The organism is Nakamurella endophytica (genome assembly GCF_014646215.1).
Classification (GTDB): domain Bacteria; phylum Actinomycetota; class Actinomycetes; order Mycobacteriales; family Nakamurellaceae; genus Nakamurella; species Nakamurella endophytica.
Map to the genome: position 1 here is coordinate 1 of NZ_BMNA01000016.1, position 13460 is coordinate 13460.

A 13460-nucleotide genomic window follows, 5' to 3' on the forward strand; every position below is an offset into this window, starting at 1 on the left:
ACACCGCCATCGGAGGTCAACCACCCATCACCAGATTGACCAACCTCCCTGGGCAGTACACCTAGACTCGGGTACTGCTCCGGACAGGCAGCACGACGTCGCACAGGAGTGGTGGATGAGGTTCAACGACAACGCCGGGCTCGACGTCTCGCAGGTCGAGGACCGCCGCGGCGGCGGCGGAGGCGGCGGGATCGGGCTGGGCGGCGGGTTGGCCGCCGGCGGCGGCGGGCTCGGCCTGGTGGGCCTGCTGGTGATCGTGCTGATGAACGTCTTCGGCGGCAGCGGCGGCGGACCCGACCTGGGCCAGGCGACGTCCGGCTCGGGCTACTTCCAGCAGGCCGGCGCCGGCGGCGGCACCGGCACCTTCGACGACTCGCAGCTGCAGTCCGAGTGCCGCACCGGCGCGGACGCCAACACCAACGACGACTGCGCGGTGGTGGCCATCATCAACTCCGTGCAGGCGTTCTGGAGCCAGCAGCTGGCGCGGTCCGGGACCACCTACACCGAGTCCGACACGGTGTTCTTCGCCGGCTCGACCCCGACCGGGTGCGGCACCGGGCAGACCGGCATGGGGCCGTTCTACTGCCCCAGCGACCGCAAGGTGTACATCGACCTGAGCTTCTGGGACACCCTGCGCAGCCAGTTCGGCGCCGACGCCGGCCCGTTCACCCAGGCCTACGTGCTGGCGCACGAGTACGGGCACCACGTCCAGGACCTGCTCGGCACGAACTCGCGGGTCGGCACGGCGACCGGCCCGACGTCGGGGTCGGTCCGGCTGGAACTGCAGGCCGACTGCTACGCCGGGGTCTGGGCCAACCACGCGTCGACGACGGCCGGCCCGGACGGGCAGGTGCTGATCCAGGACATCACCCAGCAGGACCTGGCCAACGCCGTCGCCACCGCCGGCAAGATCGGCGACGACTACATCCAGACCCACCTGGGCTCCGGCTCGACCGACCCGAGCTCCTACACCCACGGCACCTCGGCGCAGCGGCAGAAGTGGTTCCAGCAGGGCTACACCACCGGCAACCCGGCGTCCTGCAACACCTTCGACACCAGCAACCTGGGCTGACCGCTCCCGGTCAGTACATGCCGAGCCGGGCCAGCGGCTCCACCAGCTCCCGCTCCTCGTAGGCCAGGTGCGACAGCAAGGTGTCGCCCAGCAGGTCCACCGCGGCGCGCAGCCCGGGCATGCCGTCCGGCACGGACACGAAGTCCACCAGCGCCCGGTCCACCGCCTCCAGCACGTCGTGGATGGCGTGATGCTCGACCTCGAGCCGGTCGATGACCGGCCCGAGCCGCGGGTCGCCGGCGCGCAGGTGCGGGAACATCGAGCGGTCCTCGATGGTGTGGTGCGTGGTGACGATGCGGCAGTAGGACTCGCAGTAGGTGCCGAGCGTCCACTTGTTCTGGCGCAACGTCATCGTGTTGATGTGCGACCGCGCCGCGCCGGCGTCCAGGGTTCCCGCGGCCACCTGGTCGACCAGGTCGTACAGCTGGGCCAGCTCCGCGCGGAGCCCGTCGTGCACGTCGACGAGGTGCTGGGCGGTCGCCTGGTCGTGCGCGGTGTACGTCCGGTCCGGGTCCGGCGCCGGGCCGGTGGGCCGCTCCGTCTCGTCCCACACCCGGCGGTTGCTGCGCCGGACGCCGTCGTCCGGGGTGGGCGTCACGGCGAAGCCGGCGCGGGCGACCGCGGGACGCGCCGTGGCGGACCCGGCGGGTGGCTGGGCGGTTGAGCCGGCGGGTGGCTGGGCCGGTGAGCCGGCGGCCGGCTGGGCGGGTGACCCGGCGGCCGGCGCCGGTGTCGATGTGGCTGTCGATGTGGCTGCCGATGTCGGTGTCGATGCCGGTGTCGATGCCGGTCCCGGGTCGGCGGCGCGGGCGGCGCGTTCGGCGTCCACGATCTCGCGGACGGCCGGCACGACCTCACCGGCCCAGCGACGGAACAGGTCCGGGTCGTCGCCGGACAGGATGAACACGCTGACGCCCTGGTCCAGCGTCCACCCGGCCAGCTCCTCGGCCCACTGCGCGGGCGGTCCCTGCAGCGGTCCCCGACCGCCGGCGGCGAAGGTGCCGTTGATGTTCAGCAACCGCCGGACGTCGGCGGGCGACCGGCCGGCCGCGGCCGCGGCGTCGTCGATCCGGGCGTTGCCGCTCTCGAGGTCGCCGGGCTGCAGGTACCCCAGGGACGGCAGCCAGCCGTCGGCCCGCTGCCCGGTCAGCGCGAGCATGCGCGGCCGGTAGGCGCCGAGCCAGAGCTCGACGTCGTGCGCCGGCGCGGGGCCACGCTTGGCGCCCAGCACCCGGTGATGCCGGCCGGCGACCCGCACGCCGCCGCGCGTCCCGGTGTCCCAGGTCTGCCGCAGGACGTCGATGCCCTCCGCCAGCGCCTGCACCGCCTCCCCCGCCGACAGCCGCCCACCGCCCATGGCCTCGATCCCGTCCCAGAATGCCCCGGCGCCGAGGCCGAGCTCGACGCGGCCGCCGCTGAGCAGGTCGAGGCTGGCGACGCTGCGCGCCAGCACGGCCGGTGGCCGCAACGGCAGGTTCAGCACGTTGGGGGCGAGCCGCACGGTCTGCGTCCGGGCGGCCACCCAGCTGAGCAGGGTCCAGGTGTCCAGGAACGCCGGCTGGTACGGGTGGTCCTGGAAGGTCACCAGATCGAGGCCGAGCTGTTCGGTGAGCACCGCCAGCTCGACGGTGCGCCGCGGGTCCGCCGCCGACGGCGTCACGAAGGTGCCGAAGGCCAGCGGGTGCAGGTAGTCGGTCACGGCCGGGCTGCCAGGTGGTGCACCGTCACGGGTCGGCCCCTTTTCTCGACGTCGGTCACTGGGTAAATGCTCTGCCCGACAGATTATCTGTTTTGGCGATCGTCTGCGTGTCCGCGGTACGGTCGACCCATGACGGACACCGGCGACCTCCCGCCGCTGGACGGCGACCTGGGCTGGATGCTCGGGGTGCTGTTCCGGGCCTACGTCCGGGCGTCGGACCATGCGCTGCAGGACCTGCCGGGCGGTCCGCGCGGGTACCAGGTGCTCACCGCGGCGGTCGCACGGCCGCCGCGGAACCAGGTGGCGATCGCCGACGAGCTCGGCCTGGACCGCACCGTGCTCACCTACCTGATCGACGACCTGGAGGCCGCCGGGCTGCTCACCCGGCGGGCCGATCCGGCCGATCGCCGGAGCCGGCTGGTCGAGGCCACGGACGCCGGGCGGGCGGCGTGGAGCGGGCACCGCCAGGTCCTGGACCGGGTCGAGGCCGGGTTGCTCGGCCCGCTCGACGCCGCGGACACCGACACCGTGCGCCGGCTGCTGCAGCGACTGGCCGGTGCGGCGCAGCGGCGGGATCCCGTCGCGGACCTGTGCCAGGTGGCGGAGCGGGTGCAGCGCGACGCGGATCCGGGACCGCACCCGGCTCCCGGCGCGGCGGCGCGGCGGCCGGCCCGGAGCCCGCGGCGGCCCCGCCGGACGGCCGCCGGCTAGGGCGTGCGGCTCGGGGCGCCGTCCGCGCCGGACGTCGGTCCGCGGCGCCGGCGGCATCCGAATCCGCGCTCAGGACGGGCGATCCCGGCGCCGGCCGCCGTCAGCGTGGGGAGTCGAAGACCGTCGCGCCGGCGGCGTCGGTGATCCGGACCGTGGGTCGCCCCGTGACGTCCAGCTCGACGACGAGGTGCTGCCCGCCGTCGGCCGATCGGGCCTCGTACCGGTAGCGGGTGTTGCCGAGCTCGAGCGCGCGGGTGCGGGCCCGCACCAGCCACGGGTGCCGGCGGCGGAGGCCGATCAGGTCCTGGTGCACCCGCAGCAGGCGGGCCTGACCCGCGTCGGCCGGCTCGGCCGGAGCCGCGGGAAACGCGGGCCGAACCGCGTCGTCGCCGCCCAGCCGGTCCTCCTTGACCCCCGTCCGCCCCCACTCGTCGCCGTAGTAGACGGACGGGATGCCGCCGACGGTCATCAGCACGGCCAGGGCCAGCTCGGCCGCCTGCGGGCCGACCCGGCTGGCGATCCGGGTGACGTCGTGGTTGCCGACGAAGGTCTGCGGCAGCAGCCGGTCGAGCAGGTCCGCGTGGCGCTGGAGCGCCCAGTCCAGCTCGAAGAAGTTGCGGTCCGCCAGGCTGCTCCAGATCGCTTTCCAGAGCTCGTACTGGGTGACCGAGTCGATCCCGGACCGCCGCGCGAGGTCGGCGTAGTCGCCGTGGATCACCTCGCCGACGAACCACGCGTCGGGGTACTGCTCGCGGACCCGCGGCAGGACGTGGGCCCAGAACGCCGGCGGCACCGCGTAGGCGGCGTCCAGCCGCCACCCGTCGACCCCGCGGTGCAACCAGTGGTCCAGGACGCGGACCGTGTGGTCGGCCACCGCGGGACTGTCGTGGTCGAGGGTGAGCAGCCCGTCGTGACCCTCGAACGGCACCGGTCGACCGTCGGCCGCGCGCCGGAGCCAGCCGCCGGCGTCGGGCCTGCCATCCCCCGCCGTGGCCGGCGCGGCGATGGCGGCGGGATGCCCGGCGCCGACATGGTTGAAGACGCCGTCCAGCACGACCCGCAGGCCGCGCTCGCGACAGGCCCGCACCAGGGCGTCGAAGTCCTCGTCGGTGCCCAGTCTCTCGTCGATCCGGAAATGGTCCAGCGTGTCGTACCCGTGCGTCTCGGCGGCGAACACCGGTCCCAGCAGCAGCCCGTTGACGCCCAGCCGGACGGCGTGGTCCAGCCACCGGACCAACCGCCGCAGCCCGTCACCGGGCGCCGGGCCGTCGCCGGCGGACCGGTCCCGGATCGGCGCCCCGGCGAAGCCAAGCGGGTAGACGTGCCACCAGATGCAGTGCTCGATCCAGTCCGCCGCCATGATCCCCTCTTACTGAGTCGTCCTCACTAGCTCGGTCGAGCGTAGCGGACGGCCGTCACTAGGCTCTCGGCATGCCGCGCGCCGACCGCCGGCCGCGCGTGCGGCTCGACCCTTCGGCGCGGCGCGAGGCCTTCCTGGCGGCCGCGCGCACGGCGTTCGCCGGCCAGCCGTACGAGGCGGTCGCGATGGCCGCCGTGGCCAGGGACGCCGGCGCCTCGGAGGCGTTGCTGTACCGGTACTTCCCGAGCAAGGCGGCGCTGTACACCGCCGTGGCGCAGGAGGCGGTGGCGGCGCTCCAGGCGCGGGAGGCCGCGGCGCAGGACGGCTTGCCGCGGCACAGTTCGGCCCGGGACCGGGTGCGGGCGGCGCTGCTGGCCTACCTCGACCACATCGCGGGCCACCCCGTCGGCTGGGAGTCGTTGCTGCGTCCGGGATCCGCCGCGCCGGCAGCCGCCGTGCGGCTGCGCCGGCAGGCGCTGGAGGCACACGTCGAGCGGCTGCGGACGCTGCTGGGCGCAGCGCGCGACGGCCGCGACGACTTCGCGCTGTGGGGCTACGCCGGCTTCCTCGACGGCGCCTGCCTCCGCTGGGTCGAGCAGGGTGCCGACCCGGACCTGCGGTGGCCCCTGGTGGACGCCGCGCTGGGCGCGCTGGAGGGCGCCCTGGGCGACTGGCGCGGGTGATCGGCGACCGTGTTCGGCGCGGGGATCGGCGCAGTCCGGGAGATGGGCCAGCCGGCGGGGGGGCGCTGCCGAGCACCGGGTCAGCCCTGACCCGCCGGCCGCTCAGTCGCCCGACTGCCGCTGCTGCTCGCCGGGGCGGCCGGTGGCCCAGGCCCCGCGGACGTGTCCGATGTGCCGGCGCATGAGCTCTGCGGCGCCGTCGGCATCGCCCGCGGCGACCAGGTCGACGATCTCGGCGTGCTCGTGCGCGGTGGGGTGCAGCGCGCCGGCGTCCGCCAGCCGCGCCTGCCCGTACAACCGGGACCGGGTGCGCAGGGTCCGCACCAGCTCGACCAGCGCGCGGTTCCCGGCCAGGGCCAGCAGCCGGCTGTGGAACTCCAGGTCGGCGCGGTTCAGGGCGATGAGATCCTGCGCTGCTGCCGCGGTGTCGATACGGTCGGCCAGCTGTCGCAGCTCGGCGGCCTCCACCCGGCTCACCCCACGACGGGCGACGTCGGCCACCGTGGGCACCTCGACGAGCAGCCGCAGCGCGGTGAGCTCGTCCAGTTCCGCGTCGGAGAGCTCGACCACCCGGAAGCCCTTGTTGCGGACGGTCTCGACGAGTCCCTCCTTGACCAGGTCGAGCATGGCCTCGCGGACGGGCGTGGCCGACATGCCCAGCTGCGCGGCGAGCGTCGGTGCCGAGTAGAGGACACCGGGACGCAGCTCGCCGGCCACGATCGCCGCCTGCAGCGTCGCGATGGCCTCGTCCCGCAGGCTCGGCCGGGCACCGACCGCCCGCAGCGCCGGACCCGTCCGCAGCCCCGCCCCGGCCCCGGCTCGGCCCGCGCCGTCGACCTCGCCCGTGGCGCCGCCGTCGCCGGCCGGGTCCCGCGGGTCGCCGGGTCCCGGCGCTGCGTCCGCGGGCATCAGAACCGGAACCCGGCCGGGAACGGATCCGTCGGGTCGAGCAGGTACTGCGCGGTGCCGGTGACCCACGCCCGGCCGGTGATGGTCGGCACCACCGCCGGCCGGTCACCGACCGACGTCTCGCCGATCAGCCGGCCGATGAACCGGGTGCCGATGAAGGACTCGTTGACGAAGTCGGTGTCCAGGTCGAGTTCCTTGCGGGCGTGCAGCTGCGCCATCCGCGCGCTGGTGCCGGTCCCGCACGGGGACCGGTCGAACCAGCCGGGGTGGATCGCCATGGCGTGCCGCGAACGCTCGGCCGTGGACCCCGGCGCCACCAGCTGCACGTGGTGGCAGCCGCGGATGGAGGCGTCCTCGGGATGCACCGGCTCGTCCACCCGGTTGATCTCCGCCATGATCGCCAGCCCGGCCTGCAGCAGCTCCTGCTGCCGGGACCGGTCGAAGGGCAGACCGATCCGGTCGAGCTCGACCATGGCGTAGAAGTTGCCGCCGTAGGCCAGGTCGTAGTCGACCCGGCCGAGACCCGGCACGGTGACGCTGCAGTCGAGCGCGACGGAGAACGCCGGCACGTTCTGGATGGTCACCGACGTGGCGGCGCCGTCCCGTACGGCCACCTCGGCCACCACCAGGCCGGCCGGCGTGTCCAGCCGGATGGTCGTCACCGGCTCGACCACCGGCACCATCCCCGTCTCGACGAGAACTGTGGCCACGCCGATCGTTCCGTGGCCGCACATCGGCAGGCACCCGGACACCTCGATGTACAGCACACCCCAGTCGGCGTCCGGCCTGGTCGGCGGCTGGAGGATGGCGCCGGACATGGCCGCGTGACCCCGCGGCTCGGTCATCAGCAGCGTGCGCAGGTCGTCCATGTGCGCCAGGAAGTGCTCGCGCCGGCGGGCCATGGTGTCGCCGGGGATGACGCCGACCCCGCCGACGATCACCCGGGTCGGCATGCCCTCGGTGTGCGAGTCGACGGCGTGCAGCGTGCGGATCGACCGCATGGCGGCCTCAGGCCAACCCGGCCGCGAGGGCCTTCTCGGTCGCCTCGCGGACGACGGCGGCCTGCTGCTGCGACAGCGGCCCGCGCGGCGGCTGGCACCGGCCGCCGTCGACGGCGTCCGCCACCAGGTCCATCGACAGCTTGATGGCCTGGACGAACTCGGTCTTGGAGTCCCAGCGCAGCAAGGGGTGCAGCGTGCGGTACAGCGGCAGCGCCCGCTGCAGGTCGCCGGCCTGCGCCCGCTCCCACAGCTCGACGCACGCGCGCGGGAACGCGTTCGGGTACCCGGAGACCCAGCCCGGCGACCCGGCCAGCGCCAGCTCCATCGCCACGTCGTCGCTGCCGGCCAGCACTTCCAGGTCCGGAACCAGCTCGGCGAGCTCCCAGTACCGCCGCACGTCGCCGGTGAACTCCTTGACGGCGACGATGTAGCCCTCCCCGAACAGCCGCGCCAGCAGCTCCGGGACCAGGTCGACCTTGGTGTCGAAAGGGTTGTTGTAGGCCACCACGGGCACGCCGACCTCGGCGACGATCCGGTAGTGCTCGATGACCTCGTCGACGTTGGCCCGGTAGGAGTTGGGCGGCAACAGCATCACCGCGCGGCAGCCGGCCTCCGCGGCCACCTCGGCGTTCCGGCGCGCCTGCCGGGCGCCGTAGGCGCCGATGCCGGGCATGACGTCGAAGCCCTCGGGTGCGGCCTCGACGGCGGTGCGCACCACGGCGTCCCGCTGCGCGTCGGAGAGCACCTGGTACTCACCGAGCGAGCCGTTCGGGGTCACGCCGTGGCAGCCGTTGGCCGCGAGCCAGGCCACATGCCGGGCGTAGCTCTCCAGGTCCGGGGTGTCGTCGTCGCGCCAGGGCAGCGCGGTGGCGACCAGGACGCCGTGCCAGGGCTTGCGGGTCATCGGTGTTCCTCCAGCGAGTTCGGGTCCGGGATCGGGTTCGGGTTCGGGATTCGGGGCAGCGCATCGGCCGGGGCCGGGTGCAGGCCGCCGCGGGCCACCAGGCCCAGCGGGACGGGGGTGGCCACCGGCCGGTCGGCACCGGCGGCCAGGTCGGGCTCGGTGCCCAGCCGGTGGGCGGTGAGACAGCTGGTGGCGTAGCCGCACTCGCGGCCCTGGCACCAGCCCATGCCGGATCGCGAGAGCAGCTTGACGGTGCGGCCGTCCCGGGCCCCCAGCCGGATGGCGTCGTCGATGTCGGCGACGGTGACCTCCTCGCACCGGCAGACGACGGTGTCCCCGTCCAGCTGGGACAGCCACGCCGGCGGCACCGGGTAGACCTGGTGCATCGCGGTGGCGAAGCGCCGCAGCCGGTCCCGCCGGGCGCGGGCCCTGGCCACGTCCGCGTGGGAGCGCAGGCCGGCGGACCGGGCGGCCGCGGCACCGGCCAGCAGGCCCTCGGCGACGGCGAGCTGCGCGCCGCCGACGCCGGTGATCTCGCCGGCGGCGAGCACCCGCGGGTTGTTGGTCCGCTGCTCGTCGTCCACGGTGACGGCGACGGTCCCGTCCGGGGTGACCCGGACGGCGCAGGCGGCCTGCAGCGGCAGCTCGGACTGGGCGGTGAACCCGTAGCCGACGGCGAGGACGTCGACCGGCACGGTGCGGCGGGTGCCGGGCCGCACCCGGCCGCGGGACGAGAGCCGGGCCAGCGTCACCGCGGTCACCCGGTCGGTGCCGTGCGCCCGCACCACTACCGAGCGGTGCCGCAGCGGGATGCGGTGGCGGGCGAAGACGGCGGCGTACCCGGCGGCCTCGGCGACCTTGGTAGGTGCGGCACCCAGCGCGGGCAGCCGCCGCAACCACCCGGCCGGGTGGGCGGCCTCGTGCACGCCGACCACGGTCGCGCCGCGGGCCGCCAGGCCGGCGGCGACCGGCAGCAGGAAGGGACCGGTGCCGGCGACCAGCACCCGCGGGCCGACGACGACGCCGCTGCCCTTGAGCAGCGCCTGCGCGGCACCGACCGTCATCACCCCGGGCAGGTCCCACCCGGGGAACGGCAGCTGCCGGTCGTATGCGCCGACGGCGAGCACGAGATGGTTCGCCGCGACCCGGATCTCGGTGGGCCGGGCGGGATCGGTGCGGTCCACCGCCAGAACCGTGGTGCCGCCGTCGCCTTCGCGGGTCAGCGCCCACACCTGGTGCTGCAGCAGCAGCCGCACCGATCCGGCCGCCACCGCCCGGTCCAGCCGCGCCGACAGGTCGGCGAAGACCGCGCGGTCGTGGTGCAGGTCGGCGTCCGCCGCCACGCCGGCGGCGCCGTGCCGCCAGTACTGGCCGCCGATGCGCAGGCCGGCGTCGACCACGGTCACCGCCATGCCGGACTCGGCCGCCGTCACCGCAGCTGCGAGCCCGGCCGGTCCGGCACCGACGACGGCCAGTCCGGGACGCGCCTGCGCCGTCACCGCAGCCGTGACCGCGGCGGCCTGCTGGGCACCGTCAGCCGACGAGATCATCGCGTCCCGTCCCTATCTGGGTGCGCACGTCCAGTCCCGGCGCGGCCGGGCGCAGGCAGGCCCGCTGGTCCGGGACACCGTCGACGGTGAGCAGGCAGTCGAAGCACACCCCGATGCCGCAGAACAGCCCGCGGGGCCGGTCCCGCCGGCGCGTCCGGCGCCAGCTGTACACGCCGGAGGCCAGCAGCGCGGCGCCGACCGTCTGACCCTCGGTGAAGGGCACCGGGCGGCCGTCGAAGGCGAAGGTCCCGGTCATGCCGCCACCCCGAGCAGCCGATCCGGCGAGAACGCCGCGGCGTCCACCGATGTCGGTGCCCCGGTGATCAACTGCGTGACCAGCTCACCGGTCGCCGGGGCCAGGCCGATGCCGGCGCCCTCGTGCCCGCAGGCGTGCAGCAGTCCGCCGATCCGGCCGTCGAACCCGATGGCGGGCAGGTGGTCCGGGCAGTACGGCCGGAACCCGCCGTACACCCGCAGGAGGTCCACCGACGCCAGCGCCGGGAACAGCGTCACCGCATGGCCCGCGAGCCGGCGGACGATCGGCACGGACACCGTCCGGTCGAAGCCGACCCGCTCGCGGCTGGCGCCGATCAGCACCGTGCCGGCCCGGGTGCCCTCGACGACGCACGAGCTCTCCAACCCCTCGTTGTCGGAGGCGACGTTGGCGACGTAGTCGGCGGAGTAGACCTTGTGGCGAATCGCGCCCTCCGGCAACGGTGCGGTGACCAGGATGAAGCCGCGGCGCGGCAGGATCGGGACGGGCGCACCGAAGCGGGCGGACAACTCGCCACCCCAGGTGCCGGCGGCGTTCACCACCACGTCGGCGGCGACCGTGCCGCCGTCCGTCTCCACCCCGGTGACGGTGCCGCCGTGGGTCCGCAGGCCGGTCACCTCGACCCCGAGCTCGAGGCGGGCACCGCGCCGGCGGGCGCGCTCGAGCAGCCGCGCCGCCGCGAGCGCCGGCTGCACCTGCATGTCCCCCGGGTACAGGACGCCACCCGGCAGCTCCGGGGAGATCCACGGCTCGAGCCGGCGCAGGCCGGTCGCGTCCACGGGCTGGCTCTCGACGCCGAGAGTCCGCTGCTCCGCGGCGAACTCGACCAGGGCCGCCAGCCCGTCCGGAGTGGAGGCGACCACGACGCCACCCTTGCGCTCGAGCTCGAACGTGGCCCCGCCCAGGTCCTCCCCGATCTCCGACCACAGCCGCGACGAGCGCAGCGCCAGGTCCAGCTCCGGGCCGGCCTCCTTGTCGGACAGCAGGAGGTTTCCCTCCCCGGCCCCGGTGGTCCCGGCGGCGACGGCCCTGCGGTCGAGCACGGTGACGTCCAGACCGGCGGCGGTGGCGAAGTAGGCGCAGGCGGCGCCGACGACCCCGGCCCCGACGATCGCCACTCGCTGCACGCCAGTACTATGTCACACAGCAGTGGGACCGCACCACCACGACATCGCGGCAGCGCGAGCAGCGAGGGGATCCGGGATGAGCTGGCGCACGGTCGACTACCACACCGCCGGGGAGCCGTTCCGGATCGTCGTCCAGGGTCCCGAGATCGCCGGGGACACCGTGCTCGGCCGCCGCCAGAGCGCCAGGACGGCCGGCGGCGAGGCGGACCGGGTCCGCGCACTGCTCTGCCGGGAGCCGCGCGGCCACGCCGGGATGTACGGGTGCTACCTCGTGCCGCCGGACCCCGCGCCCGACCCGGCGGTCACCGGGGTGCTGTTCTGGCACAACGACGGCTTCTCGACGGCCTGTGGCCACGGCACCATCGCCCTGGGCTGCTGGGCGGTCGACGAGGGTCTGGTGCCGGCACCGGACGACGGCGCGGTCGACGTCCCGTTGGACGTACCGAGCGGCCGCGTGGTGGCGACCGTGCTGCGGTCCGCCGGCCGGACCACCGCCGTCCGGTTCACCAACGTGCCGTCCTTCCCGGTCGCCCGCCGGTTGCCGGCCACGGTCGGCGGCCGCACCGTCGAGGTCGACGTCGCCTGGGGCGGCGCCCTGTACGCCTGCATGCCGGCCGAGGCCCTCGGGCTATCGGTGACCACCGCGGACCTCTCCCGGCTCGTCGAGGCGGCCCGCGAGGTGCAACGCGTGCTCGACGCGCACCCGGCGTCCCGGCACCCCACCGACGACCGGCTGTCCGGCATCTACGGGGTGGTGTTCTTCGACGAGCTCGGCGACACCGCGGCCGCCGTCCGCCAGCGCACGGTCACCGTGTTCGCGGCGGGGCAGGTGGACCGGTCGCCCTGCGGGTCCGGCACCAGCGCCCGCCTCGCCCTGCTGCACGCCGACGGGCGCGTCGGACCGTCCCGGCCATTGGAGCACCGGAGCATCGTCGACACGGTCTTCACCGGCCGGGTGCTGGACCGGGACGGCGGCCGGTCCTGGTCCGGTGACCCCGCGGTGGTCACCGAGGTGGAGGGAATGGCACGCCGCACCGGCGAGCACCGGTTCGTGCTGGACCCCGAGGACGAGCTGCCGCAGGGGTTCCTGCTGTGACCGGCGCCGCGGTGCCGTCGCTGGACGCCGCCGCCACCGCAGAGCTGCTGCCGTGGCCGGCCGTGCTCGCCGACCTGGAAAGGGCTTCTGGTGACGCCGCCACGACCACGACACCTCCGCGGATGGCCGTGCCGGCGCCCGGCGGCGAGTTCCTGGTCATGCCGTCGGTCTCCGACCGCTGGGCCGGCGTGAAGATCTCCGCGGTCGGCGACGGGCACGATCCGGCGCTGCCGCGGATTCAGAGCACCTACACCGTGTTCGACGCGGTCACGCTGACCCCGCAGGCCCACCTGGACGGCGCTGTGCTCACCCTCCGCCGGACCGCCGGGCTGTCGGCGCTGGCCGTCCGGTTGCTCGGCGCCCAGAGCGACGGCCGGGTGGTGGTCGTCGGCACCGGCCCGCAGGCGGTCGCCCACGCCGAGGCGCTGGCGGCCGCAGGACTGCTCGGGCGGGTGCGGCTGATCGGCCGCCGCCCGGACGCCGCCGCGGCAGCCGCCGAGCAGCTGCGGGACCGGGGCATCGCCGCCGCGCCCGGTACCCCTGGCGACCTGGCCGACGCGGACGTCGTGGCCTGCTGCACGTCCGCCCGAACGCCGCTGTTCGACTCCGCCGTGCTGCGCGCCGGGTGCCGGGTCGTCGCGATCGGCTCGCACCGGCCGGCCGAGCGCGAGCTGGACACCGCCCTCCTGGACCGGGCGTTCGTCGTGGTCGAGGACCGGGCGACGGCCCGCCGGGAGGCCGGCGACGTCGTACTGGCCGAGACCGAGCTGGGTCGGCCGGTGGTCGACGCCGAGCTGGCCGACCTGGTGGACGGGCCGCCGCCGGAGCCTGGGCGGACCGCGGTGTTCAAGAGCGTCGGCGCGGGCTGGCAGGACCTGGCGGTGGCCGCGGGGCTGCTGGCTCGGCGTGCCGACGCCACCGGACACCGGGCCGCCGACCTGCCGGCGCACTGAGCCGCCGGCGCCCGTGGTGCTGCTGCGCCGCTGAGCCGCCGGAGAGCCCGCCACGCCGCCGGTGCTGCCGGTGCCGCCGGTGCCGCCGGTGCCGCCGGTGAGGCGCACGGTCCGGAGCCGT

At 75.3% G+C, this 13460-nt stretch carries 13 protein-coding genes; 5 read left to right on the plus strand and 8 right to left on the minus strand.

Translation table 11 applies throughout. From position 1 onward, the window contains the following. Window positions 1–115 precede the first annotated feature (115 nt). Entirely contained in the window at window positions 116–1072 is a 957-nt protein-coding gene (ypfJ, locus tag IEY37_RS19875) for a KPN_02809 family neutral zinc metallopeptidase (RefSeq protein WP_188944676.1), read from the plus strand. A gap of 10 nt (window positions 1073–1082) precedes the next feature. On the opposite strand, the gene IEY37_RS19880 is transcribed toward ypfJ, so the two are convergent. Next, entirely contained in the window at window positions 1083–2771 is a 1689-nt protein-coding gene (locus IEY37_RS19880) for an LLM class flavin-dependent oxidoreductase (protein WP_188944677.1), read from the minus strand. Window positions 2772–2900: 129 nt separating this feature from the next. Here IEY37_RS19880 and IEY37_RS19885 point away from each other — a divergent pair, with 129 nt between their 5' ends. Next, entirely contained in the window at window positions 2901–3482 is a 582-nt protein-coding gene (locus IEY37_RS19885; RefSeq protein ID WP_188944678.1) for a MarR family winged helix-turn-helix transcriptional regulator, read from the plus strand. A 100-nt stretch (window positions 3483–3582) separates the two neighbouring features. On the opposite strand, the gene IEY37_RS19890 is transcribed toward IEY37_RS19885, so the two are convergent. Continuing rightward, window positions 3583–4842, minus strand: coding sequence for an alpha-amylase family protein (locus tag IEY37_RS19890; protein WP_188944679.1), 1260 nt, complete (start codon window positions 4840–4842; stop codon window positions 3583–3585). A 71-nt stretch (window positions 4843–4913) separates the two neighbouring features. Between IEY37_RS19890 and IEY37_RS19895 the strand changes: the two genes are divergently transcribed. Further along, window positions 4914–5525, plus strand: a complete 612-nt coding sequence (locus IEY37_RS19895) for a TetR/AcrR family transcriptional regulator (RefSeq protein WP_188944680.1) — start codon at window positions 4914–4916, stop codon at window positions 5523–5525. 102 nt (window positions 5526–5627) lie between these two features. Here IEY37_RS19895 and IEY37_RS19900 read toward each other — a convergent pair whose 3' ends face one another. The 6 genes from IEY37_RS19900 to IEY37_RS19925 are packed head-to-tail and all read right to left on the minus strand — an operon-like array spanning window position 5628 to window position 11290. Continuing rightward, window positions 5628–6434 carry a GntR family transcriptional regulator gene (locus IEY37_RS19900; RefSeq protein WP_188944681.1) on the minus strand — a complete coding sequence of 269 codons (807 nt, stop codon included), beginning with the start codon at window positions 6432–6434 and terminating at the stop codon, window positions 5628–5630. Continuing rightward, entirely contained in the window at window positions 6434–7435 is a 1002-nt protein-coding gene (locus tag IEY37_RS19905) for a proline racemase family protein (protein WP_188944682.1), read from the minus strand. The genes IEY37_RS19900 and IEY37_RS19905 overlap by 1 nt, the downstream gene beginning before the upstream one ends. Before the next feature lie 7 nt (window positions 7436–7442). Beyond that, window positions 7443–8339 carry a dihydrodipicolinate synthase family protein gene (locus tag IEY37_RS19910; protein WP_188944683.1) on the minus strand — a complete coding sequence of 299 codons (897 nt, stop codon included), beginning with the start codon at window positions 8337–8339 and terminating at the stop codon, window positions 7443–7445. Continuing rightward, on the minus strand, window positions 8336–9889 hold the full coding sequence (locus tag IEY37_RS22700; protein ID WP_188944684.1) for an FAD/NAD(P)-dependent oxidoreductase: 1554 nt from the start codon (window positions 9887–9889) through the stop codon (window positions 8336–8338). The genes IEY37_RS19910 and IEY37_RS22700 overlap by 4 nt, the downstream gene beginning before the upstream one ends. After that, a complete protein-coding gene (locus IEY37_RS19920; RefSeq protein ID WP_188944685.1) occupies window positions 9873–10145 on the minus strand; it encodes a (2Fe-2S)-binding protein in 273 nt (90 codons plus the stop codon). The genes IEY37_RS22700 and IEY37_RS19920 overlap by 17 nt, the downstream gene beginning before the upstream one ends. Next, the gene (locus IEY37_RS19925) at window positions 10142–11290 is read right to left on the minus strand and encodes an NAD(P)/FAD-dependent oxidoreductase (protein WP_188944686.1); all 1149 of its coding nucleotides are present in this window, start codon (window positions 11288–11290) and stop codon (window positions 10142–10144) included. Before IEY37_RS19925 ends, IEY37_RS19920 begins: the two co-directional genes overlap by 4 nt. 76 nt (window positions 11291–11366) lie before the next feature. On the opposite strand from IEY37_RS19925, the gene IEY37_RS19930 reads away from it, so the two are divergent. After that, a complete protein-coding gene (locus IEY37_RS19930; RefSeq protein ID WP_188944687.1) occupies window positions 11367–12386 on the plus strand; it encodes a proline racemase family protein in 1020 nt (339 codons plus the stop codon). Continuing rightward, window positions 12383–13339, plus strand: a complete 957-nt coding sequence (locus IEY37_RS19935) for an ornithine cyclodeaminase family protein (RefSeq protein ID WP_229674686.1) — start codon at window positions 12383–12385, stop codon at window positions 13337–13339. The genes IEY37_RS19930 and IEY37_RS19935 overlap by 4 nt, the downstream gene beginning before the upstream one ends. Window positions 13340–13460 lie beyond the last annotated feature (121 nt).

What these genes read in the sequence shown, in the direction of transcription:
- ypfJ (WP_188944676.1), top strand. Translation starts at nt 116, where the DNA reads ATGAGGTTCAACGACAACGCCGGGCTCGACGTCTCGCAGGTCGAGGAC.
- IEY37_RS19885 (WP_188944678.1), top strand. Translation starts at nt 2,901, where the DNA reads ATGACGGACACCGGCGACCTCCCGCCGCTGGACGGCGACCTGGGCTGG.
- IEY37_RS19890 (WP_188944679.1), bottom strand. Translation starts at nt 4,842, where the DNA reads ATGGCGGCGGACTGGATCGAGCACTGCATCTGGTGGCACGTCTACCCG.
- IEY37_RS19895 (WP_188944680.1), top strand. Translation starts at nt 4,914, where the DNA reads ATGCCGCGCGCCGACCGCCGGCCGCGCGTGCGGCTCGACCCTTCGGCG.
- IEY37_RS19900 (WP_188944681.1), bottom strand. Translation starts at nt 6,434, where the DNA reads ATGCCCGCGGACGCAGCGCCGGGACCCGGCGACCCGCGGGACCCGGCC.
- IEY37_RS19905 (WP_188944682.1), bottom strand. Translation starts at nt 7,435, where the DNA reads ATGCGGTCGATCCGCACGCTGCACGCCGTCGACTCGCACACCGAGGGC.
- IEY37_RS19910 (WP_188944683.1), bottom strand. Translation starts at nt 8,339, where the DNA reads ATGACCCGCAAGCCCTGGCACGGCGTCCTGGTCGCCACCGCGCTGCCC.
- IEY37_RS22700 (WP_188944684.1), bottom strand. Translation starts at nt 9,889, where the DNA reads ATGATCTCGTCGGCTGACGGTGCCCAGCAGGCCGCCGCGGTCACGGCT.
- IEY37_RS19920 (WP_188944685.1), bottom strand. Translation starts at nt 10,145, where the DNA reads ATGACCGGGACCTTCGCCTTCGACGGCCGCCCGGTGCCCTTCACCGAG.
- IEY37_RS19930 (WP_188944687.1), top strand. Translation starts at nt 11,367, where the DNA reads ATGAGCTGGCGCACGGTCGACTACCACACCGCCGGGGAGCCGTTCCGG.